The sequence below is a fragment of the Salisediminibacterium beveridgei genome (genome assembly GCF_001721685.1).
GTDB lineage: Bacteria > Bacillota > Bacilli > Bacillales > Salisediminibacteriaceae > Salisediminibacterium > Salisediminibacterium beveridgei.
In genome coordinates, this window is record NZ_CP012502.1 from 2,631,443 (window position 1) to 2,656,687 (window position 25,245).

26 protein-coding genes and 1 riboswitch are annotated in these 25,245 nt (G+C 47.0%); of the genes, 14 read left to right on the plus strand and 12 right to left on the minus strand.

Annotation, left to right across the window (positions count from 1 at the left end; all coding sequences use genetic code 11):
- Positions 1 to 15: 15 nt before the first annotated feature.
- The 4 genes from BBEV_RS12350 to BBEV_RS12365 all read right to left on the minus strand — a co-directional run bounded on the left by BBEV_RS12350 (position 16) and on the right by BBEV_RS12365 (position 2,407).
- The gene (locus BBEV_RS12350; RefSeq protein ID WP_069365746.1) at positions 16 to 552 is read right to left on the minus strand and encodes an LOG family protein; all 537 of its coding nucleotides are present in this window, start codon (positions 550 to 552) and stop codon (positions 16 to 18) included.
- Positions 553 to 568: 16 nt separating this feature from the next.
- Positions 569 to 961, minus strand: coding sequence for a hypothetical protein (locus tag BBEV_RS12355; RefSeq protein ID WP_069365747.1), 393 nt, complete (start codon positions 959 to 961; stop codon positions 569 to 571).
- Between the two features lie 5 nt (positions 962 to 966).
- On the minus strand, positions 967 to 1,785 hold the full coding sequence (locus BBEV_RS12360) for an ion transporter (protein ID WP_069365748.1): 819 nt from the start codon (positions 1,783 to 1,785) through the stop codon (positions 967 to 969).
- Between the two features lie 94 nt (positions 1,786 to 1,879).
- Positions 1,880 to 2,407 (minus strand): deoxycytidylate deaminase, encoded by a 528-nt coding sequence (locus BBEV_RS12365; protein WP_084007379.1) that lies wholly within the window; start codon positions 2,405 to 2,407, stop codon positions 1,880 to 1,882.
- Between the two features lie 301 nt (positions 2,408 to 2,708).
- Here BBEV_RS12365 and BBEV_RS17910 point away from each other — a divergent pair, with 301 nt between their 5' ends.
- The 4 genes from BBEV_RS17910 (at position 2,709) to BBEV_RS12380 (ending at position 6,773) form a co-directional block, all read left to right on the plus strand.
- Positions 2,709 to 2,843 (plus strand): hypothetical protein, encoded by a 135-nt coding sequence (locus BBEV_RS17910; protein WP_267887766.1) that lies wholly within the window; start codon positions 2,709 to 2,711, stop codon positions 2,841 to 2,843.
- Positions 2,840 to 3,733 carry an NAD-dependent epimerase/dehydratase family protein gene (locus BBEV_RS12370; protein WP_232318174.1) on the plus strand — a complete coding sequence of 298 codons (894 nt, stop codon included), beginning with the start codon at positions 2,840 to 2,842 and terminating at the stop codon, positions 3,731 to 3,733. The genes BBEV_RS17910 and BBEV_RS12370 overlap by 4 nt, the downstream gene beginning before the upstream one ends.
- A gap of 135 nt (positions 3,734 to 3,868) precedes the next feature.
- On the plus strand, positions 3,869 to 5,203 hold the full coding sequence (gene gdhA, locus BBEV_RS12375) for an NADP-specific glutamate dehydrogenase (protein WP_069365749.1): 1,335 nt from the start codon (positions 3,869 to 3,871) through the stop codon (positions 5,201 to 5,203).
- Between the two features lie 100 nt (positions 5,204 to 5,303).
- Positions 5,304 to 6,773 (plus strand): protein adenylyltransferase SelO, encoded by a 1,470-nt coding sequence (locus BBEV_RS12380; protein WP_069365750.1) that lies wholly within the window; start codon positions 5,304 to 5,306, stop codon positions 6,771 to 6,773.
- 284 nt (positions 6,774 to 7,057) lie between these two features.
- On the opposite strand, the gene BBEV_RS12385 is transcribed toward BBEV_RS12380, so the two are convergent.
- The 6 genes from BBEV_RS12385 to BBEV_RS12410 form a co-directional block, all read right to left on the minus strand.
- A complete protein-coding gene (locus BBEV_RS12385) occupies positions 7,058 to 7,564 on the minus strand; it encodes a DoxX family protein (protein WP_069365751.1) in 507 nt (168 codons plus the stop codon).
- Positions 7,565 to 7,948: 384 nt separating this feature from the next.
- On the minus strand, positions 7,949 to 9,268 hold the full coding sequence (locus BBEV_RS17630; RefSeq protein ID WP_069365752.1) for an FMN-binding protein: 1,320 nt from the start codon (positions 9,266 to 9,268) through the stop codon (positions 7,949 to 7,951).
- A 104-nt stretch (positions 9,269 to 9,372) separates the two neighbouring features.
- A complete protein-coding gene (locus BBEV_RS12395) occupies positions 9,373 to 10,005 on the minus strand; it encodes a response regulator transcription factor (RefSeq protein ID WP_069365753.1) in 633 nt (210 codons plus the stop codon).
- Positions 9,995 to 11,401, minus strand: coding sequence for a sensor histidine kinase (locus tag BBEV_RS12400; protein WP_069365754.1), 1,407 nt, complete (start codon positions 11,399 to 11,401; stop codon positions 9,995 to 9,997). Before BBEV_RS12400 ends, BBEV_RS12395 begins: the two co-directional genes overlap by 11 nt.
- 142 nt (positions 11,402 to 11,543) lie before the next feature.
- Positions 11,544 to 13,211, minus strand: coding sequence for an acyl-CoA dehydrogenase family protein (locus tag BBEV_RS12405; RefSeq protein WP_069365755.1), 1,668 nt, complete (start codon positions 13,209 to 13,211; stop codon positions 11,544 to 11,546).
- A gap of 8 nt (positions 13,212 to 13,219) precedes the next feature.
- The gene (locus BBEV_RS12410) at positions 13,220 to 13,657 is read right to left on the minus strand and encodes a MerR family DNA-binding protein (protein ID WP_069365756.1); all 438 of its coding nucleotides are present in this window, start codon (positions 13,655 to 13,657) and stop codon (positions 13,220 to 13,222) included.
- A 318-nt stretch (positions 13,658 to 13,975) separates the two neighbouring features.
- Here BBEV_RS12410 and tnpA point away from each other — a divergent pair, with 318 nt between their 5' ends.
- The 4 genes from tnpA (at position 13,976) to BBEV_RS12425 (ending at position 17,065) form a co-directional block, all read left to right on the plus strand.
- The gene (gene tnpA, locus BBEV_RS12415) at positions 13,976 to 14,374 is read left to right on the plus strand and encodes an IS200/IS605 family transposase (protein WP_069365757.1); all 399 of its coding nucleotides are present in this window, start codon (positions 13,976 to 13,978) and stop codon (positions 14,372 to 14,374) included.
- Between the two features lie 32 nt (positions 14,375 to 14,406).
- Positions 14,407 to 15,747, plus strand: coding sequence for an RNA-guided endonuclease InsQ/TnpB family protein (locus BBEV_RS12420; protein WP_069365758.1), 1,341 nt, complete (start codon positions 14,407 to 14,409; stop codon positions 15,745 to 15,747).
- Between the two features lie 30 nt (positions 15,748 to 15,777).
- Positions 15,778 to 15,927: a hypothetical protein gene (locus tag BBEV_RS17830; protein WP_232318176.1), complete on the plus strand. Its 150-nt coding sequence runs from the start codon at positions 15,778 to 15,780 to the stop codon at positions 15,925 to 15,927.
- A gap of 148 nt (positions 15,928 to 16,075) precedes the next feature.
- Positions 16,076 to 17,065 carry a DUF4003 family protein gene (locus tag BBEV_RS12425; RefSeq protein ID WP_069365759.1) on the plus strand — a complete coding sequence of 330 codons (990 nt, stop codon included), beginning with the start codon at positions 16,076 to 16,078 and terminating at the stop codon, positions 17,063 to 17,065.
- A 229-nt stretch (positions 17,066 to 17,294) separates the two neighbouring features.
- Here BBEV_RS12425 and BBEV_RS12430 read toward each other — a convergent pair whose 3' ends face one another.
- Positions 17,295 to 18,014, minus strand: coding sequence for a hypothetical protein (locus tag BBEV_RS12430; RefSeq protein ID WP_069365760.1), 720 nt, complete (start codon positions 18,012 to 18,014; stop codon positions 17,295 to 17,297).
- A 136-nt stretch (positions 18,015 to 18,150) separates the two neighbouring features.
- Here BBEV_RS12430 and BBEV_RS12435 point away from each other — a divergent pair, with 136 nt between their 5' ends.
- From BBEV_RS12435 to BBEV_RS12460, 6 genes are all read left to right on the plus strand, one after another.
- The gene (locus BBEV_RS12435; protein ID WP_069365761.1) at positions 18,151 to 18,735 is read left to right on the plus strand and encodes a TetR/AcrR family transcriptional regulator; all 585 of its coding nucleotides are present in this window, start codon (positions 18,151 to 18,153) and stop codon (positions 18,733 to 18,735) included.
- 92 nt (positions 18,736 to 18,827) lie between these two features.
- A riboswitch (cobalamin riboswitch) is annotated at positions 18,828 to 19,021 on the plus strand.
- A 176-nt stretch (positions 19,022 to 19,197) separates the two neighbouring features.
- Complete coding sequence (locus tag BBEV_RS12440) at positions 19,198 to 20,223, plus strand: ABC transporter substrate-binding protein (RefSeq protein WP_069365762.1); 1,026 nt, start codon at positions 19,198 to 19,200, stop codon at positions 20,221 to 20,223.
- Positions 20,224 to 20,254: 31 nt separating this feature from the next.
- The gene (locus tag BBEV_RS12445; RefSeq protein ID WP_232318178.1) at positions 20,255 to 21,250 is read left to right on the plus strand and encodes a FecCD family ABC transporter permease; all 996 of its coding nucleotides are present in this window, start codon (positions 20,255 to 20,257) and stop codon (positions 21,248 to 21,250) included.
- A gap of 5 nt (positions 21,251 to 21,255) precedes the next feature.
- Positions 21,256 to 22,725 carry an adenosylcobinamide amidohydrolase gene (locus tag BBEV_RS12450; RefSeq protein WP_069365764.1) on the plus strand — a complete coding sequence of 490 codons (1,470 nt, stop codon included), beginning with the start codon at positions 21,256 to 21,258 and terminating at the stop codon, positions 22,723 to 22,725.
- Between the two features lie 200 nt (positions 22,726 to 22,925).
- On the plus strand, positions 22,926 to 23,561 hold the full coding sequence (locus tag BBEV_RS12455) for an FMN-dependent NADH-azoreductase (protein WP_069365765.1): 636 nt from the start codon (positions 22,926 to 22,928) through the stop codon (positions 23,559 to 23,561).
- Between the two features lie 316 nt (positions 23,562 to 23,877).
- Positions 23,878 to 24,384 (plus strand): DoxX family protein, encoded by a 507-nt coding sequence (locus BBEV_RS12460; protein ID WP_069365766.1) that lies wholly within the window; start codon positions 23,878 to 23,880, stop codon positions 24,382 to 24,384.
- A 255-nt stretch (positions 24,385 to 24,639) separates the two neighbouring features.
- Here BBEV_RS12460 and hpt read toward each other — a convergent pair whose 3' ends face one another.
- Complete coding sequence (gene hpt / locus BBEV_RS12465) at positions 24,640 to 25,182, minus strand: hypoxanthine phosphoribosyltransferase (RefSeq protein ID WP_069365767.1); 543 nt, start codon at positions 25,180 to 25,182, stop codon at positions 24,640 to 24,642.
- Positions 25,183 to 25,245 lie beyond the last annotated feature (63 nt).

Below are 25,245 nucleotides of genomic sequence, written 5' to 3' on the forward strand. Positions count from 1 at the left end.
GGCACCTGATCCATTCTACCGCATCAGATGCCGGATCAATTCGGAGCTTTCCTCTTCACTGATGATGGCTTCGCGGTACTGCTGGTCTGCAAAGCCTTGTTCGATCATATGATCAAACAGCTGCAGGAGATTGTCATAGTAGCCATTTACATTCAACAGACAGCATGGCTTCTCGTGATACCCGATCTTTGCCCAGCTGTAAACTTCAAACCATTCTTCCAAGGTACCGAGTCCACCCGGAAATGCAATGAAAGCATCTGCTTCTTCCATCATGACCTTTTTACGTTCCGGCATATCTTTCACGATGCGAAGATCTGTCAAGCGGCTGAATGCCCGCTCTTGTTCTGCCAGTTTCTCAGGCATCACGCCGATCACGTTGCCACCGTAATCCAGCGAACCATCGGCCATGGCGCGCATACAGCCGATCCCGGCCCCTCCGTAAACCAGCGTCAGTCCGTTTTCAGCCAATGTTTTTCCCAGCTCATAAGCGGCTTGTAAATAGACCGGATGACTGCCATCCCGCGATCCGCAAAAAACTGTAATCGCCTTCATGGTACCACTCCACTTCCTATGTTTCTGTTGTTTTGAGTTTTAAGGTGATGATCAGAAATGCAACAAAACTGATCAGATACACCGACCCGCCGACGATGTAAAAAATCAATGTGAAGGTTTCCGGCAGCCCCAGAGGATTCACCTGATAGAGTAACATCCCGAGATTCAGACTCACTGAACCAATTATTGCAGTCCAGACATGCACTGCCGTAAGCTTGGGCATATTCGGGTTACATGCCAGATAGAAGATACCCCAGGCAAGCGTCGTCAAAAAACCCGAAACCAGCATGTGGGCATGGAATGTACGGAGCTCATAACTCCCCGCCCCTGCCATGTGAGAACCGATGAATACACCGACAAGCCCAAAGATCGCTGCCGTGATTAAAAGTGCTTTTGCGTATGACCGCATATCCCTCATTCCTCTCGATCCGACGCCTGATGGTCACGCGTTTCCATCAGGATCGTTTTAATGTCCGCCATATCCTGCTTCAGCTCTGCATTTTCCTTAAAGAGCCTTTCCATCTGTTCGTTGTGCACTTCTTCATTCTCGTGCCCGAGATAATCCAGAATCACCGCCACGACAAGGTTCAATATGACTAATGCGCCAATGACAATGAATGAAATGAAATAAACCCAGGCCAGGGGCATTTCAGCAATGATCGGTCTGGCCACCTGACTCGCCCAGGATTCAAACGTCACCACCTGCATCAACGTAAACAACGACATATGAAAGCTGCCGAAAAATTCATCCGGCAGTACGCCTCGGAAAAACGTCGTACCGATAATCGCATAAATCGAGAAGATCAATGTGGTCAATCCAAGAATACCTGTCAGAGCAGGCAAGGAGCGCACCAGGGAATCGATGATTTTCCGAAGAGCCGGGATTGCCGGAATCATCCGGATCAGTCTGAGCACCCGGATCAATCGAAGTACACTGACGAGCGGCGTAGCGTAGAAGATGAGACTCAATGCCACAATTGTAAAATCAAAATGATTCCACGGATCCTTGAAATAGCCTTTGATGCCAAGACCCGTCATCTTCAAAACCAGCTCCGCGACAAAAATCCACACAATCAGTGTGTCAAAAGCAAGAAGTGTCCTGTTCCCTGGCAAGTAGGATTCTGCTACAATCACCAGCCCGTTGAGGATAATAACCCCGATGATCAGCGGCTGAAACCACGGGTGCTCCACCACCTGTCTTATCTTATTTCGTACTGTATATGTATCTGACATGTCTATCAACCTGCACTTCTATGGATTTTCTGACTTCATGAGTATAGCATGTCCGCTACAGGGATGAAACCAGTGAGCTGCACTCATTCCCCTCTCACTCCTGCACGTGAATCACGTTAATGCCGTAGCGCTCCAGATAGGATTTTGCCACTTCATCCGGGTATCCTTCCGCATAGTACACCGTTTTGATCCCGGCTCCGTTTATTTTTTCCGCACACTGCCTGCAGGGAAACGTTGTGGAAAACAAGACACTGTTTTCCGTCGAAATCCCTCGCCGCTGCATTTGAAACATTGCATTGGCTTCCGCATGAAAGGCATCACACGGATACTCATCGAGATACTCGCCCGACTTGATCAATCCCTGTTTTTTTGCCTCGAACCGCGGACACCCGCCGTCCACACAGTGCGGCTGACCGGATGGGTATCCGTTATATCCCGTGGACAAAATGTTCCGTTTGTCTTTTTCCAGACTGTTGACGATCACGGCACCGACTCGTCTGGAACCGCATGTTGACCGTAATGAAGCGATATACGCTTTGGACATGAAATACTGTTCCCAATCGTCCCTCACCCCTAATGGAATTTCATTCACCAATGCCTTGATTTCTTTCAATATACTCATCGCACACCCACACCTCAGCTTCAGAAATTTACTTCGCACACTGATTTTATTGTATCATTTGAAAAGCGATAAGGGTGCATGCTTTTTTCAGAAGATTCAATTATGCTACACTGAGAAAAATATCTTTAACTAGGAGGGGTCTTCGATGCACGTCACCCCGGAAGCGCACGACTTTATCTTATCTCTTGCGGATCGGCTGAATAAACATACGGTACAGATTGCCTATCGCGGCAACAAACGCTGAGGTGCATCGGATTTCCGGCTGACTCTGGACGAGTCGCCTCCAGATGATGATTGCACCATGCACGAAAAGGATGGTCTGATCTATTGCATCACCCCATCAGCCATACCACATCAGAAACGTCTCAGGATCGTCTATGAAAATAAACGATTAGCATTACTGGATACGGATGCACCGAATGGAGGGACTGCATGATGGACAAAGCACTTGTTCTTGGCGGCACCCGCTTTTTTGGCAAGCGGGTAGTCGAAAAACTGTTAGAGGACGGAATCGAAGTAACGCTTGCAACCAGAGGAACCGGGGGAAATCCCTTTGGAACAAGGGTCCACCACCTGAAAGTGGACCGCTTTGATCGCGGATCGATGGAGAAAAATTTCCAAGACGGGGAATGGGATGTGATCATCGACCAGATCTGTTTCTCCCCTGATGACGCTTTCGACGCTGTCGAGATTTTCAAAGACCGTACTGAACGGTACATCTTCACTTCCACCTTAAGTGTTTATGAAATGAATGGAAAAGCCGAAAAGGTCGAAGAAGATTTCGATCCCACGAGCTATCCTGTCGAATTCGGGCGCAAGGAACAATTCACCTATGGTGAGGGGAAACGGCTGGCTGAAGCAGTATTTGCTCAGCACGCACCGTTTCCCGTCGTGATGATCAGGCCTCCGATTGTTGTGGGAACCGACGATTACACGAAGCGACTTCAATTTCATATGGAACGCATCAAGGGGAAAGTCCCCATCGGTCTGGATGCTCCTGGAGCCGAGCTTTCATTTGTAGATGCTGAGGAGCTGGCCTCCTTCATTCACTGGAGTGCCACTCAGTCGTTTGACGGTCCTGTCAATACGAGCAGCCCGGACCACATGACGCTCGACAGGATGCTTCGTGACATGCATAAGGTTCTTGGAACAGGAGAAGTGATCGTAAAACCGTCGCAAGAAACGGAAACGGCTTCCCCCATGAACTTTCCCACCTCCTTTTATCAAAACTCGAACCGGGCAACGACTCTCGGTTATTCGTTCAGTCCCATGTCCGACTGGTTCAGTGGATTGATTCAAAAACTTGATGATCATTCCGAAAATTGATCTGACTCTCCCGGTATATACCGGGAGTTTTTATATTTCCGGGAAGTTTGAATAAAAGATACGTGCAGGTTTCCAATCGCAGGAAAACAGGTATAAGGAGCATAGTTTGCCACAATGTAATGGAGGTTGTTTGTTATGAAAAAAGTTACCCGGAAATACCTGGATGATTTACTTGAACAGTTCAATACCCAATACAGCGACAAGAAAGAATACGCTCAAGCGGTAGAAAGTTTCCTGGGAACGATCGCACCGGTTTTGGATAAACACCCGCATTGGCGAGACGATAATGTAACGGAACGTCTCCTCTACCCTGATCGTCTTATCACATTCAAAGTTGAGTGGTTAGACGACGATGGAAACATGAGGATCAATCTAGGTTACCGGGTGCAATTTAATCAAGCCCTCGGACCCTACAAAGGCGGTCTTCGTTTTGATCCCAGTGTGACATCAAGTGTTGTACAGTTCCTCGGATTTGAGCAAACCTTCAAAAATGCCCTGACGGATTTACCACTCGGGAGTGGCAAGGGCGGTGCAGATTTCGACCCGTCTGAAGCTTCTGACACTGAAGTAAAGCGTTTTTGCGAAGCCTTTATGGATGAACTCGCACGGCACATTGGACCGGACACAGATGTCCCTGCAGGGGATGTCGGTGTGGGAAACAGCGAAATCGGCCATTTGATCGACCGATATGAACAAATCACTCACTCGAAAACGCCCGGTGTCCTGACCGGAAAACCACTCGAAAGAGGCGGGATTCAAGGCCGGGTGGAAGCAACGGGGTATGGCCTGATTTATTTTGTTGAGGAAATGCTTACTGGTAAGGGGGATGATTTTACCGCTAAGCGAATCGTCGTCTCCGGTGCCGGCAATGTCTCGCTCCATGCAATGAAAAAAGCGGTCGAAGAAGGGGCTATCGTCCTCGCATGCAGCGATTCATCCGGTGCGATCCATTGCGCGGACGGGCTCGACCCCGATGTCATCGAAACGATCAAAAACAAGGGGCAATCCCTGAAGGACTATGCTTCCAACGAGAGTCAGATTACTCATCATCCCGATTCAAGTGCGATCTGGCAATTCGATTGTGATATCGCTTTGCCGTGCGCCATGGAGAACGAATTGAATGAATCAGACGCCCAGCAACTGATCGAGAACGGCATTCAACTCGTTGCTGAGGGGGCAAACATGCCCTGCACACCGGAAGCAATTAACCTGTTCCTTGATCAAGGGATTCTGTTTGGTCCCGGAAAGGCCGCCAACGCAGGCGGCGTTGTGGTTTCCCTGTTTGAAATGGCTCAGGCCAACGAGCGCATACCGTGGACGTTTAATCATACAGATGAACAGCTGAAAAAGCAGATGTCTGTGATTTACCGGAACGTGAAGGATGCCGCTGATCACTATGGAGACGGTCACGATTTGGATCAAGGGGCTAATATCGCCGGTTTTATCAGAGTCATTCAAGCGATGAGCTGATTTTCTTGCAAAAACATCCACTGATTTAAAACTTCACAGACAGTGTAATTGATCCTGCCTTTTCATTACGTGTACAATAGAATAAAAGGAGGAATCACCTATGTCTCAATCTGTGAAACAAGACACTTTCGGCTGGAACCTCGAACAAAGCTATGTCCGTTCATTGCCTGAACGTTTTTATACGGTGACAGATCCACAACCAGTAAAGGACCCTCACCTCTTGCTGTTAAACGACGAATTGGCTAAAGAGTTAGGGTTGAATCCTGATGCTGTAACCGATGAAGTTGTCGGCGTCCTGTCCGGCAACGCATTCCCGAAAGGGGCACTTCCCTTTTCCCAGAGCTATGCAGGGCATCAGTTCGGTCAGTTCACCATGCTTGGCGATGGCCGGGCGATCATGATCGGTGAACAAATCACGCCTGAAGGGAAGCGGCTGGATTTGCAACTGAAAGGCTCAGGACGAACCGATTACTCGAGAGGTGGTGACGGGCGTGCTGCTCTCGGACCAATGCTGAGAGAATACCTGATCTCTGAAGCCCTCTATGCGATGAAAATCCCTGCGAACCGGGCATTGTCCATTACCCTCACCGGTGAACCGGTGTTCCGGCAAACCGTCCAACCCGGTGCAATTTTGACCCGTGTGGCGGACAGTCATCTCCGGGTTGGGACGTTTCAATTTGCGGCACAGTTTGGTGATGATGGCGACGTGAAGAAGCTGGCGGATTATGCCATCTTGCGTCACGATCCCGATCTCGAAGAGCAACCGGAAAAATATCACCACTTTTTCCAACGGGTGATGGATCGCCAGGCCAAACTGATGGCCGACTGGCTTCATGTCGGCTTCATCCATGGCGTCATGAACACCGACAACATGAGCATCAGCGGCGAATCGATTGATTTCGGTCCTTGTGCATTTTTAGATGATTATGACCCGGCGACCGTCTTCAGTTCCATTGACCGTGAGGGTCGCTATGCCTACGGTAACCAGCCCTATATTGCATCGTGGAACCTCGCTCGCCTTGCGGAAACATTGATTTCTTTGATTCACGATGACCAGGATGAAGCCGTCAAGCTTCTTCAAAAAGATCTGGAACAGTTTGCGACGCTCTACCAGAACTACTGGCTCGAAGGCATGCGCAGAAAACTTGGACTGAAAGAAGCGAAAGATAACGACCGGTCACTCTTTAATGACTTACTGCAATGGATGGAAGAACATCACGCCGATTTTACCAATACCTTCCGATCCCTCAGTAACGGAAAAGAACCTGAGGGGACCGATACCGCATTGCGTGAATGGATCGCCCACTGGCACCAGCGCCTTGCAGATGAAGGGGCATCGGTGGATAACGCTCATGCACAGATGAAGCAGGTCAACCCGGTGGTTATTCCAAGAAATCACCTGGTCGAAGAAGCGCTGCAGAAGGCAGAGACTGACAGTGACATGACCTTCTTTCGGGATTTATTACAGGCCGTTCGCCAGCCTTACGATGAAAATGAATTAACCAAACGCTTCACCACCCCACCGCCACCTGATTTTACCGACGGGTATCAGACGTTTTGTGGCACTTAATCGATTGACTTTGAGGAGAAAGGCCCTCCATAACAAGGGAAGGGCCTTTCATCATTTGCATGCCCCCGCTCTCTCGTATGAGAAGGCACTTCAAGTTTCCCCGCGTCTCGAAGTGCCCTTCACCAACTCGCGCAGGGCAGTTGGTCCCTGCGTCATATCAGGAAATGCGCGCCACGAGGTGTGATGGGGCACTTCCGTGCACCCGGACGTCACCAAATGCCGCCAATGAAAAAAACCCCGGACCGGGAGGCTTCAGCCTCAGATCCAGGGATTGGTCAAATGTGTTATGCGGCTTTCGTTACGCTTTCTGCCTGCTTGTTCTTGAACACTTTGCTGCGAAGGTAAGGAACAACCCAGTAGTCGCCGCCGAATTTACCGGCGTTGTGACCTGCGGCAAGGATGAAGATCGACAGAAGGACAAGCCATGGGTTACTTGAAATGGTCCCTGCGAACATGAAAGCGAAGTTCATGACGACACCGAAGAAAATAGCGGCGGTTGTCAGGACACCGAGGATCAAGCCGAGACCGACGAGGAATTCTCCCCAGGCGACCATGAAGCTGAAGATGCCGGCATTCGGTAACGCGAAGTTTTCGATGAATGCGTGATACGTCGGGTACGTTGCCTGGACACTTTCGTTTGCGACGACACCGTTTAAGTAACCGGATGCGTCAAATGGTTCACCGGTAATTTTCCCCCAGCCCGCTGTGAGCCATTGCCAACCGATGTAAACGCGTAGAAATGTCAAAACCGCTGCGGCCACTTTGTTGTTTCTCAAAAAATCCATAATCATGATGTTTTCCTCCTCAGGAATTCTTGTATTGGGTGAGAACAAGTGACACACAGCAGAAAAAGGATGATGATTGCTGGTTGTTAGTGATCACTCACTCTCTGATTTCTTATCTTGAGTATACAACGGTTAAAGCAGTGTTAACCGGCCTGACTGTGTCCATTTCGTTACCAATCTGTGTCTGATTTGTGACTTCACTTTGCCTCGTGAAAATAAGTGCACGATAAAGAAAACTTGGCTTCTCGCCAAGCTTACATGGCGAAAGCCTTCGTTGCGCTTATACTTCAATCCTTAAGCGAACGTAAACATTTCTATTAAGAACAAAAAAAGTTCCCCTCAGAATTACGGGGAACAGATTAATGTGAATCGAATTCATTATCTTACTTTTTAATATTGACCACGGTTAAGTGCATCCATCATAGCTGAGAAGATCTTGTTTCCTCGGATCGTTGCACCACTGAATCCATCGACGTCTTCCACGAAGTCACCAGGGGAATGCAATTCGTATACTGAATCAACCGGCTGACCTTCAAGGTACTCAAGTGCTTCTGTATACTGGACCATAAAATCATAATTTGCTGATCCTTCTTCTGCATCGAGGTAGTCCTCATCACTATAAGCGAGGTGTCGGAAATTCAACTCTGTGAATTCACCATTCTCGACTGAAAACTGAACGCCGACTTGCATTTCATTTCTGTCACCATAGTTACCCCGGTATGTGCCATCTGCCACATCACCAAGATCATGGGCTGTCACGTCCCCGTCAGGAGAATAAACCCCACGTACTGCGCCATCCATCATGGCAGAAAAGATTTTGTTACCGCGGATTGTCGCACCACTGAAACCATCGACATCTTCTACGAAGTCTCCCGGGTTATGCAGTTGGTGAATGGAATCGATTGATTGACCAACCATATAGTCCAGTGCTTCTTCATACTGTACTCTGAATTCATCGATTGCACTGCCTTCTTCAGCGTCCAAATAGTCTTCACCACTGTAATACAAATGTCTGAATGAGGCTTCTGTAATTTCATTGCCTTCAAGTGAGTACTGAACGCCTACTTGCATGTCGTTACGGTCACCGTAGAACCCACGATACGTGCCATCGTCCAGATCACCGAAATCAGGTGCGGATACGCCGTTGTCTGGTGAATAAACACCGCGATTCAAAGCGTCATTCATGGCAGAGACAATTTTATTTCCACGAATTGTCGCACCACTGAAACCGTCGACATCTTCTACGAAGTCGCCCGGCTCATACAAGTCATCAATGGCATCCACCGATTGACCGATAAGGTATTCCAATGCTTCTTCATACTGGCCGCGGAAGTCGTCAATCGCGCTGCCTTCTTCTGCATCGAGATAATCGTCGCCGCCGTAGGCGAGTTGCCGGAAGGAAGCCTCGGTAATCGTATCCCCTTCAAGTGAGAATTGTACGCCTACCTGTTCCAGTCCCCGGTCTTCATACACACCACGGTAGGACCCATTATCGTATTCTCCGTCTTCTGCAGGCTCTGCTGCAGTTTCATTGTTCTCATTGTTTTCATTGTTGTCGTCATTCTCATTTTCATTCGGCTCATTGTTCTCAACCGGATCGTTATTGTTACCATTGTTCTCATTTACTGCTTCATTATTGTCGTTGTTCCCACAGGCCGTCAAGACCAATCCGGTTGCAACTAAAGCGGTTAATAGTGATTTCTTTTTCATGTTTGTTCCCCCTCATGTTATATTCACAGTCATTTATCTGACTAAGTAAACGATATCATGAGCCGCGAATCGATAAAGAGGGACATATGTCCTTGAATTTGTACTTATTGTGAAGTTTTGTGCAATCTCTTTTGACGTGCCCAGAAACCCGCGGCCTCCGTGCGATTCGTCACATTGATTTTTTTGAACACTTTGTGAAGATTATTCCGGATGGTTTTTTCATTCAGATTTAATTGAAGAGCGATTTCTTTGTTCACTTTCCCCATGCTGAGTAAATCCAAAATCTGTATATCCCTTGAACTGAGATTGTATTCTCGTTTTAATTGTTTATTCGGTAACTCCTTCATCTTCCGGCAATCAGATGGCTGAGAAGAAATGGATTTTATTTTGGAAATCAACTCATCACTCTCTATATCTTTGATGAGATAGGCAAGTGCTCCTGCTTCTGAGGCATCGGCCATCAGCGTTTCATCAGCATAAGCTGTCAGGATTAAAACTTTCGCATCCGGAAAAGAACTGCACACGGCGGAACAACCTGTAATGCCATCGCCATCCGGCAATTTGAAGTCCAACAACACAACATCCGGTTCCACTTCGCCAATGAGATCAAGCATCTCTTTTAATGACCCCGCTTCCCCGCAAACGGTTAACTGCCTGTCTGCTTCCAAAAACATTTTCAGCCCTTTTCGGACGACTTGATGGTCATCCACAATCATTACTTTGATTTTAGCTGGCATGTGAATCCCTCCATGGAATAAAGCATTTGATTGCGGTCCCTTGTTTCAAACGTTCAATCTCCAGATTACCACCTACGCGATGAGCCCTTTCTCTCATTAATTGCATCCCCATGTGTCCCTGTTTATCCAAATCTTTCTGATGTATCCCGATGCCATCATCTTTAATCTGAATGCGAATCCCCGATTCGGATTCGTTAAATCTGATCACTACGATTCTCGCTTTTGCATGCTTTACGGCATTATTCAATGCTTCTTGAATGAGATAATAAATGTCCGTTGCTGTTTTGGCACTTAATTTCGCCTCCCATAAAATATGCTCGCCATCAATCCGGATATCCAAACCCGAACGACCTTTACATTCCTCAATTAAAGCGTCAATTTTTTCGGTTAATTGATTCATTTCAACTTCTGTCATCGTGGTCCGCTTGATAAACTCACGGGTTTTTGACATCGCTTCACCCAAATCCTGCTGGGTGTCTTCAAGCAAATCACATAGTTCCATCTGTCCTGGTTGATTTGAGAGTTGATTCTTGACGATCTTGGCCTTCAAAGAAGCTGCATACATGTGCTGAATGATGGAATCATGAACTTCCACACCTAACTTTTGTCTTTCTTCTGCCATGATTTTATGTTGGTTCAAAGTATCAATATGATCATTTTTTTCTTTTTCAAACGCATCAATGATCAATGCAGTTACATAAAGAATCCCGACACCGACCAGGATTTTCAAAACTTGAATGGGAATGCCTGTGATTTCGAAAAAGAGCACGTTATTGATCATGTCCGCCGGAAAAAAAGCCATTTCCCGAACGAAAACGCCGTCGATTAAAGCATAGAGTAAAAATAAAATAGCCAGTCTATGATATTTCCCCCTCATTTTGGAAAATGCTCCGCTCTGAAAATGAAACGAATGCCTGAAAAGCGCAATTCCTGCCATGATTCCTGCAGGAAGCCCCATCAAGTAGCGGAGGACCACCGTATTAAATGCAGGTTCCTCAATTGGATAGGATGCACCGAATGTCATAGACAGATAATACATTCCTGAGGCCCAGCATATAAAAACCAGCCAGGGAATCAACATCCATCTCCGCTTATTTTTGTTATGATAAATCAGTAAATTCAGTCCAAATAAAAACAAAGATACAAAGGACAACGCCTTGAGAAATTGCTTAATATAGAACAGGATTTCATATTGATTGTCGTACATCCCTGTAATGACCACCATTGTCATCCATTCTGACAGACCGTGAAGGACACCGAAGCCGGCCAGAAAAATCAAGGAACGAATCAAAGGGATTTGCACAGTACTGGCACGCTTTCGCCCACTTACATAAATCCCCATCGCAATGTAGACCAGGCCGTAAATTAAATACAAGAAGAAATAATAGTTTTCCATCCCTGTGTTCACCTCTTTTTTGTGTGCCTGATTTAAAGATACACCGCATAGATCCTATGCACATAGCGTAAAAGTGTCAATCCCCCAACAATTAATAGCACAGCGAACCTCAAAAGGACCACTGTGCTACTTATGCGAAGATTCATAACAGATTTTGCGCCGTTTCCTGGGACCACCCCGAAACCTTCAATTCGAACAGAGGATTCAATTGATCCTGGATATAGACATCCAGCTCATCCAACCAGCGCTTTTCTTCTTGATGACTGACAGCAAACGTTGCCAGCGACACGGCCTCCAATAAGGTAACCATCTTTTTTGTCAGTGCATGTACCTGTCTTGTCTGTTCACTCTCCGGCAGCTGTGTAAATTGATCAAATTGCGTCTTCAGCAGTTCTGCTGCATCATGCAGGTGAATCCGTTGCGTCATATCCTCTGGAATTTCAGCCATTTTAGCTGTGCATAATCTGAGAAATTCATCATGTATCGCATATTTGCGCACGAGACGGATCACTTCCAAACCCAGAATGTTGCGGGTGCCTTCCCACACCGTCAGGACCTGCGCATCGCGTAACAGCCTCGGCGTCACAAAATCCTCAATATAACCGTTTCCGCCATGCATTTCAATTCCTTCATGGGCAAAATGAATGGACTGATCTGCGCTCTCGGACTTTAACAATGCAATCAAAAGTCGCATCAATGCCTCGTCCTTATCATTGGCCTGTCCCTCATACCAGCGGTCAAAGCGTTCAATCAAGTCAAAAGTAGCAATGAATTCTGCATCGTGCTTCACCTTCATCTGAACGAGACTGTCCTGAATCATCGGAAACTCCATCAGACGCTGTCCAAACGCATCCCGCTCTAAGGCATAGTAATAGGATTCATGCCAGGCACGCTTCATAATCCCAAGAGACGCCACCGTGTTGCAGACCCTGGAGAGATTCAGCGCTTCCATCATGTAATAGATGCCCCGCTCTTTTTCACCGACGAGATAGCCGCATGCCCCGTCGAACTCCACTTCTGCAGAAGGGACTGCCCGGACACCGAGTTTATCCTTGAGCCTGCGGATACTTAAGCGGTTCTTCTCGCCTTCATGATGAAGCGGAACGAGAAACAGCGACAAACCTTTCGTTCCTGACGGTGCTCCCGGTGTTCTCGCCAGCACCATCATCACTTCAGCCATCCCTGCATTACTGGCAAAATATTTTTCCCCGTACAGTCTGTAATGACTTTCCCCGGTTTTTTTATCCGGTGTCGCGACGTGCAGGGCGTACGTATCAATCGCTCCTACGTCGGAACCACCCTGGCGCTCCGTCAGGAAAGTCGCCCCTTCATAGAGCTCGGTCTCGCCGGTTGCAAGTACGTGGGGTAAATAGTTCTCCTTCAACCGCTCGCTGCCATAGCGATCCAGTAAATAGGCCGTTGCCATCGTCAGTGTCACCGGACAATAAAATCCGATTTCACTTTGCGACACCAGATATCCCTGTGCATAACTGTAGAGGTAGTTTCCTTCCCGGTTGAGCTCAGGAATAGTCTTATGACGGTATGCTGCGATACCCATATTGTAGACCTGTTTCACCGTATCCCTGTACCCCTCATTCGTCCAGACTTCTGAGACTTCATTGCCGTATTTGTCATACTTGAGTAATTGCGGTTCACCGGCCCGGTCTGTGTGTGCCGCCCGTTCGTCAATTTCTTCGGCACAGGCCCGGCCAAGTTCACTCAATTCCTTCGTTGCAAAACGGAAAAAAGCTGGATTGAGCCGGTCTTCAAGCAGTTGTTGAAGCAGTGCATCCTGTTCAAAAAAATTCATGGTTCACTTCACTCCTTCTTTTTGAATGGTTTCTCATTGTCATCCATACGTGCCAGTTGATCATTGAATTTCTCCCGGTAATGCAGCAACTCTCTTCTTAATGATTTCAATTCACCGATTTGCCGATCCAGTTCCTGAATTTTTTCATCACCAAAAGCCACAGCCCGCTCCAGCTGTTTGCGTCCTGATCGGTCTTCATTGAACAATTTCAGCATCTCCGAAATTTCTTCGAGGGAAAAACCCAGCTGTTTCCCACGCAAAATCAACTGAATCCGGGCCAGATCCTCCCGGTCATAATAGCGGTACCGATTGATCCGATTCGGTTGAATCAACCCCAATTCTTCGTAATAACGGAGCGCTCTTGTCGTGATATCAAACAGTTCTGCGGTTTCACGGATTGATTTTTGATCTCCCTTTTCCTGAACGGTTTCATGATCCTCTTTCATAGCGGTTTCCTTTCTTTACCTCTTTTATCTGTACTTTATCATTAACGTCAACGTAAATGTCAATCTGCAGCAGATGAAACCCGATTTACAGAAATTACGTAGACAGACTAACTGGAATTTTTTATCATCACTAGGCAAGAAGACTCCATCTGATTCGCGATACGGGCATCAGCCCAGCGATTCAGGTGGAGATGAATTGCCATCAGTCTTACGACTGATAGATGTTTTAAATAAAAGAACAAGAGTTCGAAAATATATCTAGCTTCTTTTTTGTTAAATGGTATAATGAGTAGTGTAGACGGAAAGGGTTGATACCATTTGGAATTAGATAATAATAATCATTCAGTGTTCTTGTTGTATTACCACTTAGTCTTGGTTGTTAAGTACCGAAAAGAAGTGATTGATAATAATATTTCAGAGTATTTGAAAGATCATTTCGTTCGCTTAATGGAGCCTAAGGGAATCAAATTGGAAGAGTGGAATCAAGACGGTGACCACGTTCACGTATTGTTCCGTTCGGTTCCTAATGTAGATTTGTCAAAAACAATAAACAATTACAAAAGCGTTAGTTCCCGTTTAGTAAAGCGCGACTTCCCTCATATTAAAAAGTCGCTATGGAAAGAAATGTTTTGGTCGCGCAGCTATTGTCTTTTAACTTCGGGTGGCGCACCTATTGAAACCATTCGCAAATATATCGAAACACAAGGGATGAAGTAAACATCTTAACGTCGGTAAAGGAGGTGACACAAATGGCTAGGAAAAAACCGATTAAAGTATTGCGCAAGAAAAAGAAAACAGTCAATATGCAACGCTTCACCCAAAAACAGAACATTGGTCGCAGCACCCTGAGTGCTAGAGAGTTTCGACTTCTGCAACGTATGTCTCATAGTTCCAAGGCTTTGCGCAACGTTTGCTTATACACAATTAAACAAAAATATTTGAATGAAAACAAAATGGCGACAACAAAAGAAATAGACAACGCAATGAAGGCCGATATGAACTATTGGGGCATTCAATCCAACTCCGTACAAGCGGTTCGAAGAACCTTACTCAGTGAAGTAAAGAGCTTCTTCGAAGCGTTAAAGAAGTGGAAAGAAACCCCTGAAGGTTTCACAGGTCGCCCAAAGTTCCCAAAGTATTCTCGTTCCACGGCTAAACGCGTCATCGAAATCTATCAAGTTCCCAAAGTGGATCAGGATGGATATTGGAGCATTCCAATGAATACTGCTTTCAGAAAACGTTTTGGTCCCTTGAGACTGCGAATGCCAAAGAATTTAATGGATAAAAACATTTCTTACATTGAAATTGTGCCAAAGCAAAATGGTCGGTTCTTTGAGGCTCATTATGTATACGAAGTACCTATGTCTCAAATGAAGAAACAACAAACGACGACAAAAGCTTTGAGTTGCGATTTAGGTGTAGATTATCTTCTTAGTTGTACAACGAATCAAGGAGACGCCTTTTTGATGAATGGAAAGAAGTTAAAATCCATCAATCAGTACTTCAACAAAAAGATAAGCGAATTAAAACAGAAAAACATCGAAAACGGCTTGTCGAAACGCATAGTGACAAACCAAATCGCTTCTCTTTGGCGTAAACGAAATCTCCAAATAGACGGCTACCTTTCACAAACCGTAGGTTTGTTGTTCAAACAGATAAAACGACTGAACGTCGATACCGTGGTAATGGGTTATAATGCCGGTTGGAAACAAGAATCGCATTTAGGGAAGAAAAACAATCAAGAGTTCGTACAAATTCCTTTCCACAGATTGATTTCGGCTATTGAGAACAAGTGTCTCAAGGAAGGCATCCGTTTCGTTAAGCAGGAAGAGAGCTACACGTCTAAAGCTAGTTTTCTGGATCATGACGATATTCCGGTTTGGTCAAAAGGCGATAACACGATGTACTCCTTTAGTGGGAAGCGCCTATATCGCGGCTTCTATCGCTGTGAAAATGGACAATGCATCCATGCCGACATTAATGCAGCATTAAATATCCTTCGGAAATCTCAAGTAGCAGAATGGGATGAAAAAACGAAAATAAAAACGCCCATGATCATGGACGTTCAAAAACGTAAAGCTGTTGCTTAGCGCATAGCCTAGTGGGTGCGTCAACCATCCATGTGTACTCAACTTTTGTTGGGGCTTGTAGCACACGCCAGTTATATGCTGAGTGGTGGTTTTTTCCGAAAGGAAGAACTGCTCTTCTTCGGAAGGGTGGTGCAAGTGGGAAACCGATCGTACGTCGCCAGTACCAACCAAAAACAGTGATTTGAGAAGAACCATGCAGAGCGTCGCTCTTCGTAAGAAGAAAAGACCTGTTTGGCTATCTCAAGCCCGCACTGAAACGTTGTACCTCAGTGGGGGTTCGTTGACACTTCAGATAGATGCAGCGATTTTTCAGAGGAGGCTTGACGTTATGTCAGTGGAATCAGTCGTTAATCGTTATGAAGAAATCTATGACGAAATGAAAAAGGAATTCAAATGGTCATTTGTGAATAAGAAGGTGCTCTTGCATGCGGCCATGACGTATGCCGTTCAACCGCACATACCATTTAACAGTCAGCAATTCAAAGGACTGTGTAACCGGATCAGTAAAGATGCTTCCATGTTTTCGCCGCTTAAACAGGATAAACGGCTCACTGTTGCTGCGATTCTCGAAACGAAATATGATGATCCGAAGACGAATTTTCACTACATGAAGCGGATCTATGATCTGTTGGTGAAAAAAAAGTTCCGAAGAGGTGCCGCGTCTTATACGACAGCCCTTGTTATTCTCTCTCAAGCGGATGAGGTTCAGTCGCTTGACGAATATGTGGAACGGACGATGGCAATTCATAAAGGAATGAGAAAAAAACACCCGTTTATTACTTCTGAATATGATTATCCTCTGGCTGCACTCCTTGCAGTAGAGCATCATGATACAGATGAACTCATGCGCCGGATCGAATATTTTTATGAGCAACTGGCCAAGAACGGTTTTCGAAAAGGCAGTGATCTGCAGTTTCTGAGTCATATTTTGAGTCTTGACGACGAGCACAGTCCAGATGAGATCATCTCAAGAACCCTTGCTGCCAGAGAATCCTGGAAGCTTTCCGGCATGAAACACAAAGGGCTGCACTATCCTGTGACCGGTCTGCTTGCATTGGCTGGTGGGGACAGCCTGCTGTTTGATACCATCAGTGAAACTTCGGAAGACTTAAACCGGCGTAAATCCTTCAAGTGGGAAAAAGACTGGAACAGCCTCGTTGCCGCGAATATCACGATGCGCACAACGCTTGATCCGGATGAATCACTGTCTGTCAGTATGTACGCCAGCTTGAATACCGTTTTGGAAGCACAGAATGCCGCGATGGTAGCGGCAGCAACAGCCGGTGCCGTCGCCGCCACCAGTTCATCAGGAAATTAATACAGAAAGAAGAGGAGACCGGGGCGCAAGTCCCCGATCTCCTCTCTTTTTACTCTTTAGTATGTTAACGTTCGTTGTTGTTCTCAGTTGCTATCGTCTGACGCATACCGCGGGCTTGCCTCAACTGAATTCCACTCCGTGAATTTGGATTTTCGGCCTGCGCTTTTCCCGCAGTGTCGCCGTCTGTCGCTCCCTCAAACTATATATCAACACCAGACTTTAACAGTACCTAATCTTTAAGAAGGTCCTTCCAATCTCTTACCATTTCTTTTCCGAATGCGCCGGATTTACCGAGACGCTTTTCAATCGTCTCAAACTGTTCCAAAACGGTTTGCAGTTCGTTGGATACACTTTCCAGTTCTGTCCGCTGCACCTTGATCACACGGCGCATGCGAAGTGTTTTTTGCAGTTCTTTTGCCAGCTTATAACCCCTTGCCGCATTGAAATTCTCCTGCTCGATCTCGTGATAATAGCGGCTCACTTCTTTATCCATCCGGCTCTCTTCCCTTGGAAGCTGCTTACGCCAGACGTCAACCTGACGGAGACGGTCATGCATATCCGCAAACAGTTTCTCATAACCCATCGCATCGTCTGGGATATCTGCTACTTCGGACTGCTCATTTTTGTATCGAAACTGATCCGGAAAAGCTTCGTTCAAATCAATCACTTGACCATATTCATCATCCCTGATCAGTTCTTCAATATCGATGGACTCACTCGGTTTACGAATTTCCAGGACAACACGGCATTCTGCATCCAGGACGACGTCAAGGATATGTCCATGAAACTGATACCCTTCGTCAATGCGGGATTTCTCCCCGGTTTCCACAGTCATCTGGATTTCCTCGACCAGACCTTCGTCGGAAATCGACAGCTTCAACGTCTTCTTTGCCACCTCAAGAATCTTCCGTTTTGGTCTTAATGCTTTAATATTTTGTACTTCAGCCATTTGGCTCGCCACACTTTCCTGCTTATTCTCTATTTCTTATAATACGAAAGATTTGTGAATAATTCAATATTCGACGTTACCAACCGTTCACATACGTTACGATGAAAGCAGAAGAACATAGAAAGGAGTGTCCGAAGTGAATCAGGATGAAACGAAGGAACGGATTCTGGATGCAGCCATCAACCTGATGTGCGAAAAAGGGTTTTCCTCCACTTCTGTGCGTGTAATTGCTGCAGAGGCTGGTGTGTCAGAAATGACGCTCTTCCGGAAATTTAAGAATAAGCAGGCCATTCTGGATGAAATCACTGAAAAATATACCAACACCTTTTCAAGCTCAAAAATTTTTGCGGAAGACTGGACGTATGACCTTGAAACAGATCTCAAAAACCTGAGCCGCACCTACCAGGATTTTATGAATAAACATAAAAATATCGTCCGGCTTGCTTACAAAGAATCAGGCGCTCACGATGAAATTTCTGAAGGATTGACTGAAAATCCGAAACTGATGAGAAACCATTTGTCATCATATCTAAATGAGATGCAGAAAAAAGGTCTCGTCACCAACGATCTCAACATGGATGAACAGGTCTTGAATTTTATGTGGATGAATCTCGGTCATTTTTCCGCACAGTTTATTTCCGGGAATCAGGTCACTAAGCTTCCTACCGAATCTTTCATCGAAAGCAGCATCGCTTTATTTGCCAGAGGATTGAGGCCCTGATCAGGACTTCAATCCTTTTTCTTTCTGAATTGAATTTACATTTCAATCGTTCATCGCTATACTGAATATAACGAAATCACGAAGATACGCCAACTTCATAGCAACAGCAAGGTTCCCTGGGGTTCAACCCCGGGGTGAAAAGGGAAGCCGGTGTAATTCCGGCACGGTCCCGCCACTGTAAACACTGATCCGCTTAACAAAGCCACTGTGAACAATTGTTCATGGGAAGGCGTTTTGCCGGATGCGACGTGTGAGTCAGGAGACCTGCCATGCTGTATTTTCAAACACCTTCGAGGAAAAGGATGTTTTACACTGTGCCGGTTTGGTTCGAACGCTTTCATTTGTTCATTCCTGCCTGACGCTAATGTAGAGTACATAAGCTGACGCTTTTCCTTCATGAGGAATGGCGTTTTTTTTCTTGCATGATTTCGTAATTCAGTTTAACCAGGAGGAGAAGCACCTATGAAAAAAACGATGATAAGTCTCGCTGCGACAGCCCTGATCTTCAGTGCATGCAGCAACAATGAAGAAGACCCTGACGGGAACAATGTGAACAATGACAACTCGAACAATCAGGCCGCAAATGAAAATGAGACGGATTATGAGAACGGTACGGACAATAATGCCGAAACCGCTGCTGATGACTTTCCCGTCACGATCACTGATGACTCCGGCCGTGACATCACACTTGAAGAAGAACCGGAAACACTCGCATCCCTGTTACCGAGTACAACGGAAATTCTCTTTGCCATCGACGCAGGTGACGGCTTGATCGGTCGTTCCCAAAACGATAATTATCCAATGGAAGAGCTCGAGGATATTGACATCATCGGAGGGATGGAAATCGATGCCGAGATGATTATAAGCCTCGAACCCGACCTTCTGTTCATTCAGGATTATCACTTCTTTGAATATGAGGACATGTTAGCCGAATTTGAGGAAGCCGGCATCCAGTATCTTGTCATTGAAGGGATTGAATCCTTTGAAGCGACATATGATTCCATAGAACTGATTGGCGAAGCCGTAGGTCGTATTGATGAAGCAACGGCTCTCACATCAGAAATGCAGGAGGAAGTCGCCAAACTGAGGGAACAGGCTGAAGCGGTATCTGAAGAAGATCGACAGCTTGTCTGGACGGAAGTTTCGCCGTCTCCGGATATTTTCACCACAGGTACAGGAACCTTCTTCCACGAAATGCTTGAGATTATCAACGCAGACAATGCCGCTGCCGATCATGACGGATGGGTTCAGCTCAGTGAAGAAGAAATGGTCGCTCTGACACCTGACGTCATCATCACAACGTATGGCTATTACGTGGAAGACGCCTTTGACGAAGTTGCTGAGCGTGACGGCTGGCAGGACATTCCTGCCGTTGAAAACGGTGAAATCCATGACATCGATAACGATACCGTTTCCCGCCCCGGGCCCCGGCTCGTTGAAGGAGTGAGACAGCTCGGTGAACTCATCTACCCGGATGTCTTCAATTAATCGCACAGCTTTAACTTACACACTGGCCCTGATGTTTACCATTGGGGCTGTGCTTTTATCCTTATCCATCAGTTCTGTGCATGTTCCCCTTGGGCATATTGCCCACATTGTCGGAGAGAACCTGTTTGGCTTACAGCCGAATCCCGAAATTACGGACGGTGAGCGCCGGATCATCTGGAACATCCGTCTGCCACGGGTGTTTCTCGGATTGGGCGTTGGCGCCGCTTTAGCACTCGCAGGTGCAGCATTTCAGGGACTGCTGCGTAACCCGCTGGCGGATCCCTATACGATCGGGGTCTCCTCCGGAGCATCGCTGGGCGCTGTTATCGTGATTTTTTTCGGGATCAGTCTCCCTGTCATAGGCGGTTTCACCTTGCCTTTGATGGCGATTCTCTTCGGCTTTGCGACACTGATGATCGTCTTTGGACTGGTACAATTGACCAGCCGGAGCCTTGCCGTTGAGACGATCATCCTTGCCGGTATCATCATGAGTGCTTTTATCGGCGCGCTGATTTCGTTACTCATTGCCCTCGGTGATCAGGATGCGATGACCCGGATCATTTACTGGTTGTACGGCAGTGTTGCACTGAGAGGCTGGAGCTATGTCCAGCTCCTGGTTCCGTTTCTGGTAACAGGGAGCCTGATGCTTCTCGTCTATTACCGTGAACTCAATGCCATGGCACTCGGCGAGGAAGCAGCTGGGCACATCGGTGTCAATGTCCGCCGCGGTAAAATTGTGGTCGTTGCAGGGGCCTCACTTCTCACTGGTGCTGCCGTTGCCGTATCCGGAACGATCGGCTTTGTCGGGCTGGTTATTCCCCATCTTGTGCGGCTGCTGACCGGGCCCAATCATCGCCACGTCCTGCCGATTTCATTTATCACTGGTGGGGGCTTCCTCGTCTTCGCAGACCTTTTAGCCCGCACGATTATCGCACCGCAGGAGATGCCAATCGGGGTATTGACCGCCCTTATTGGCGCACCTGTTTTTGCGCTGCTGTTAATTCGAAAACGCCTCGGAAAGGAGTGAGGAGCATGCTGCATCTGGATCATGTCACTGGGGGCTACGGGCCAAAACCCGTCATTCACGATCTGAGTCTGACCGTTGAGCAGGGTGAATTTTTCACCCTGTTGGGCCCCAATGGCAGTGGGAAATCCACCCTGTTCAAATTGATCAGTGGTACGCTCCCTCTCTCATCGGGTTCCATTACGATGGACCAAGAGGCGGTCAATGAATTGCCCCCTGCAGAACGGGCCAGGAAAATTGCCGTTCTCTCTCAGGAAGCAACCGTCTCGTTTGACTTCACAGTCGAAGAAATTGTCAGCCTTGGCCGCTACGCTTTTCAACATGGCTTGTTTAAATCGTTATCCAAACGTGATAAAGAAATGATCGAGCATGCGCTGAAGGTGACGGATACGACCATTTTCCGGAACAGACCTTTTCGCACGTTAAGCGGCGGGGAAAAGCAGCGTGTACTTCTGGCCAAATCGCTCGCTCAGGAACCGAAACTGCTGCTGCTCGATGAACCGACGAACCATCTGGATATCCGTCACGCCTTTCAACTGCTTGATTTACTGAAGGACTGGCAAAAATCCCATCAGCTCAGTGTATTCGCCATTTTGCACGATTTGAATGTGGCGTCCTTGTACGCTGACAGGGTAGGCCTTTTAAACGAAGGGCGTCTGGTGACCACCGGAAGCCCTGACATTCTTCGAAAAGAAGAGCAGCTTGCCAGCATTTATGAAGTGAAGATCAACGCCCAGTCCCATCCTGTAATGCCGAAGCCGCAAATCACGATCACACCTGGCCATGCGAGCCATAGCGGTTCGTTTCAGTTTGGTGAAGACGTCACCATTTCAAGAAGCGCAGAGCTGATCCGCGTAAGCTTCGATCTGCCCCTGCGGACGATTTCCAGCGGGGTCACAGGCGACGGCATCGGATGGATGAAGCATTTCTGCAATTTCCATGTGGATCCGCACTATGACGGTGTGACACCCTTGGCGGACATGACGGCCTGGCTGAGTGAACGACGCCTTTCCCCGGACAATACCGTCGGCATGATGACAGCGGTTCACCTCGACGATGCGGCAACAGTTAAGGAAACCATCGACGGGATCGATATCATGGTACTCGCAACTGCGGGGATCGGGAATGCTGTCGACATCACGCTTGCGGATAAACGGGAAGGACTCAGCCACATCGGCACATTGAACATCATGGTATTCATTGATGCTCATCTGACCGACGGGGCGCTCGTCAATGCAATGATGTCTGCCACAGAGGCGAAGACCAAGGCCTTACAGGACCTCGAAGTAACCGACCGGTTTACCGGGACATTGGCCACCGGCACACCAACGGACAGTCTTGCCATTGGCACAACGCAAAACGGAGACCTGACGCCGTTTGCAGGATCAGGCACACCGGTTGGAAAAGCGATTGGTGCTACTGTCTACAAGGCGGTAACCGAAGCCATAAAGCACTATCTAAGAAGGTCAGCTCCGTGATAACGGGCTGACCTTGTTTTCTGTATCCCTCCCTTTCCGGAGCCTTAAGACACGGTTGCTCTCTTATCCAATAAACAATGAGAGTCAATTTACCTGGATTCAGGATTGAGATGAGCAAAGCTTTTGCATTTATTTCGCAGTGCGAATAGAATAACGCTTGTACCATTTTTACTACAGAGACACAGGAAAGGTGATGCACCATGGCAAATGTATTGTATATTACAGCTCATCCTTTGACTGCAGCGCAGTCCATCAGTATGGCAACCGGAGAGACATTTTTGAAAGAATATCAGACCCATCATCCTGAGGATACGGTTCAGCATGTGGACTTATTCAAGGCAGAAGTTCCTTACATCGACTCAGATGTATTCAGTGGCTGGGGGAAACTCGGTGAAGGGATTGCGTTCAATGAACTCACGGAAGCCGAACAGGCGAAAGTGGGCAGACTCTCAGAATTACACGAACAGTTTATGCAGGCTGATAAATATGTCTTCGTAACACCGCTATGGAACCTCGGCTTTCCACCAGTTGTGAAAGCATACCTCGATGCCGTAGCTGTACCAGGAAAAACGTTCCGTTATTCCGAAGAAGGTCCAGTCGGCCTTTTGACAGATAAAAAAGCTGTCCACATTCAGGCACGCGGCGGAAATTATTCTGAAGGGCCTGCTGCGGATCTCGAAATGGGCGACCGTTATATCCGCCAAATGATGACGTTCTTTGGTGTACCATCCTATGATGCACTCTTTGTTGAAGGGCATAACGCTCAACCTGAACAAGCAGAAGAAATCAAGCTTCGCGCCAGTCAGGAAGCAAGAGAATTGGCTGTCAGCTTTTGATTTCACTCAAAAAAAGGAAGCGTCAATCCCGGTTTATCTGGGATTGACGCTTTTTTATTTCCTATCTTCAATCGGAAATTGACTGCAGTTCGATTTACGAAGTAAATGTGAAATTTCGGGACTTGTGACACACAACGTTCACAATCCCGCTACAAAATGGACACAGTTCGGCCGGTTAACACTGCTTTAACCGTTGTATACTCAAGATAAGAAATCAGAGAGTGAGTGATCACTAACAACCAGCAATCATCATCCTTTTTCTGCTGTGTGTCACTTGTTCTCACCCAATACAAGAATTCCTGAGGAGGAAAACATCATGATTATGGATTTTTTGAGAAACAACAAAGTGGCCGCAGCGGTTTTGACATTTCTACGCGTTTACATCGGTTGGCAATGGCTCACAGCGGGCTGGGGGAAAATTACCGGTGAACCATTTGACGCATCCGGTTACTTAAACGGTGTCGTCGCAAACGAAAGTGTCCAGGCAACATACCCGACGTATCACGCATTCATCGAAAACTTCGCGTTACCGAATGCCGGCATCTTCAGCTTCATGGTCGCCTGGGGAGAATTCCTCGTCGGTCTCGGCTTGATCCTCGGTGTCCTGACAACCGCCGCTATTTTCTTCGGTGTCGTCATGAACTTCGCTTTCATGTTCGCAGGGACCATTTCAAGTAACCCATGGCTTGTCCTTCTGTCGATCTTCATCCTTGCCGCAGGTCACAACGCCGGTAAATTCGGCGGCGACTACTGGGTTGTTCCTTACCTTCGCAGCAAAGTGTTCAAGAACAAGCAGGCAGATAGCGTAACGAAAGCCGCATAACACATCTGACCAATCCCTGGATCCGAGGCTGAAGCCTCCCGGTCCGGGGATTTTTTCATTCGGAGCTGTGCATTTCATGACGTTCGGGTATACGGAAGGGCACTTCGCAGGGTGGTCAAGCGCACTTCCTGATCCGTCGGACGCACCAACTGCCTTCTATTAAAAAAACACTCTGTCCGGTGGATAACAATCAACGTCATCCTTAAAACAGCCTCGGAAAATGGAGTCTCCGAGGCTGTTTTCTATACCTGTCGATTAATGTTTCACGCTGGCCGGGGCAACACTGGCGATATAAGGCAAGTTGCGGTATTGCTGGGCGTAGTCAATGCCATAACCGACGATGAATTCGTCAGGAATTTGAAAACCGACAAAATTTAAGACCAGGTCGTCTACTTCGCGTCGTTCCGGTTTATCAAGAAGTGTGCAAATCTTCAGCGCCTTCGGCCGGTGCATCTTGAAATGATCCATCAAAAAATGCAACGTCAGACCGCTGTCTACGATGTCTTCTACCACCACCACATTCTGATCGGTAATATTGGAGTCCAAATCTTTCAATAGCCGGACTTTCCCCGAAGATTCCGTCTGATTCCCGTAACTGGATACACTGATGAAGTCGATTTCCACACTGCCACTGATATGACGCATCAAATCTGCGGCAAACATAAAGGAGCCTTTCAAAACAGCCACCAGCGTGATCGACTCCCCTGTGAATGTTTCCTCAATTTCCAGCGCAAGTTCCTTCACTCGTTTTTGAATGACCTCTTCACTGAGCAATGTTCCCTTGATTTCATATTCCACGTTCCATCCACCCTTTCAATTCTGATCAGCCTCTTTAATCTTATCAGAAAATCTAACAAAATA

Bases quoted from the DNA above. Each gene is read 5' to 3' on its own strand.
- BBEV_RS17830 (WP_232318176.1), top strand. From the start codon at position 15,778: ATGTGTACTCAACTTTTGTTGGGGCTTGTAGCACACGCCAGTTATATG.
- BBEV_RS12355 (WP_069365747.1), bottom strand. From the start codon at position 961: ATGCGGTCATACGCAAAAGCACTTTTAATCACGGCAGCGATCTTTGGG.
- BBEV_RS12370 (WP_232318174.1), top strand. From the start codon at position 2,840: ATGATGGACAAAGCACTTGTTCTTGGCGGCACCCGCTTTTTTGGCAAG.
- BBEV_RS12400 (WP_069365754.1), bottom strand. From the start codon at position 11,401: ATGGAAAACTATTATTTCTTCTTGTATTTAATTTACGGCCTGGTCTAC.
- BBEV_RS17910 (WP_267887766.1), top strand. From the start codon at position 2,709: ATGCACGAAAAGGATGGTCTGATCTATTGCATCACCCCATCAGCCATA.
- BBEV_RS12450 (WP_069365764.1), top strand. From the start codon at position 21,256: ATGCTGCATCTGGATCATGTCACTGGGGGCTACGGGCCAAAACCCGTC.
- BBEV_RS12420 (WP_069365758.1), top strand. From the start codon at position 14,407: ATGGCTAGGAAAAAACCGATTAAAGTATTGCGCAAGAAAAAGAAAACA.
- BBEV_RS17630 (WP_069365752.1), bottom strand. From the start codon at position 9,268: ATGAAAAAGAAATCACTATTAACCGCTTTAGTTGCAACCGGATTGGTC.
- BBEV_RS12395 (WP_069365753.1), bottom strand. From the start codon at position 10,005: ATGCCAGCTAAAATCAAAGTAATGATTGTGGATGACCATCAAGTCGTC.
- BBEV_RS12350 (WP_069365746.1), bottom strand. From the start codon at position 552: ATGAAGGCGATTACAGTTTTTTGCGGATCGCGGGATGGCAGTCATCCG.
- BBEV_RS12380 (WP_069365750.1), top strand. From the start codon at position 5,304: ATGTCTCAATCTGTGAAACAAGACACTTTCGGCTGGAACCTCGAACAA.
- gdhA (WP_069365749.1), top strand. From the start codon at position 3,869: ATGAAAAAAGTTACCCGGAAATACCTGGATGATTTACTTGAACAGTTC.
- BBEV_RS12440 (WP_069365762.1), top strand. From the start codon at position 19,198: ATGAAAAAAACGATGATAAGTCTCGCTGCGACAGCCCTGATCTTCAGT.
- BBEV_RS12460 (WP_069365766.1), top strand. From the start codon at position 23,878: ATGATTATGGATTTTTTGAGAAACAACAAAGTGGCCGCAGCGGTTTTG.
- BBEV_RS12410 (WP_069365756.1), bottom strand. From the start codon at position 13,657: ATGAAAGAGGATCATGAAACCGTTCAGGAAAAGGGAGATCAAAAATCA.
- BBEV_RS12430 (WP_069365760.1), bottom strand. From the start codon at position 18,014: ATGGCTGAAGTACAAAATATTAAAGCATTAAGACCAAAACGGAAGATT.
- BBEV_RS12385 (WP_069365751.1), bottom strand. From the start codon at position 7,564: ATGATTATGGATTTTTTGAGAAACAACAAAGTGGCCGCAGCGGTTTTG.
- BBEV_RS12445 (WP_232318178.1), top strand. From the start codon at position 20,255: ATGTTTACCATTGGGGCTGTGCTTTTATCCTTATCCATCAGTTCTGTG.
- BBEV_RS12405 (WP_069365755.1), bottom strand. From the start codon at position 13,211: ATGAATTTTTTTGAACAGGATGCACTGCTTCAACAACTGCTTGAAGAC.
- BBEV_RS12425 (WP_069365759.1), top strand. From the start codon at position 16,076: ATGTCAGTGGAATCAGTCGTTAATCGTTATGAAGAAATCTATGACGAA.
- BBEV_RS12365 (WP_084007379.1), bottom strand. From the start codon at position 2,407: ATGAGTATATTGAAAGAAATCAAGGCATTGGTGAATGAAATTCCATTA.
- BBEV_RS12360 (WP_069365748.1), bottom strand. From the start codon at position 1,785: ATGTCAGATACATATACAGTACGAAATAAGATAAGACAGGTGGTGGAG.
- BBEV_RS12455 (WP_069365765.1), top strand. From the start codon at position 22,926: ATGGCAAATGTATTGTATATTACAGCTCATCCTTTGACTGCAGCGCAG.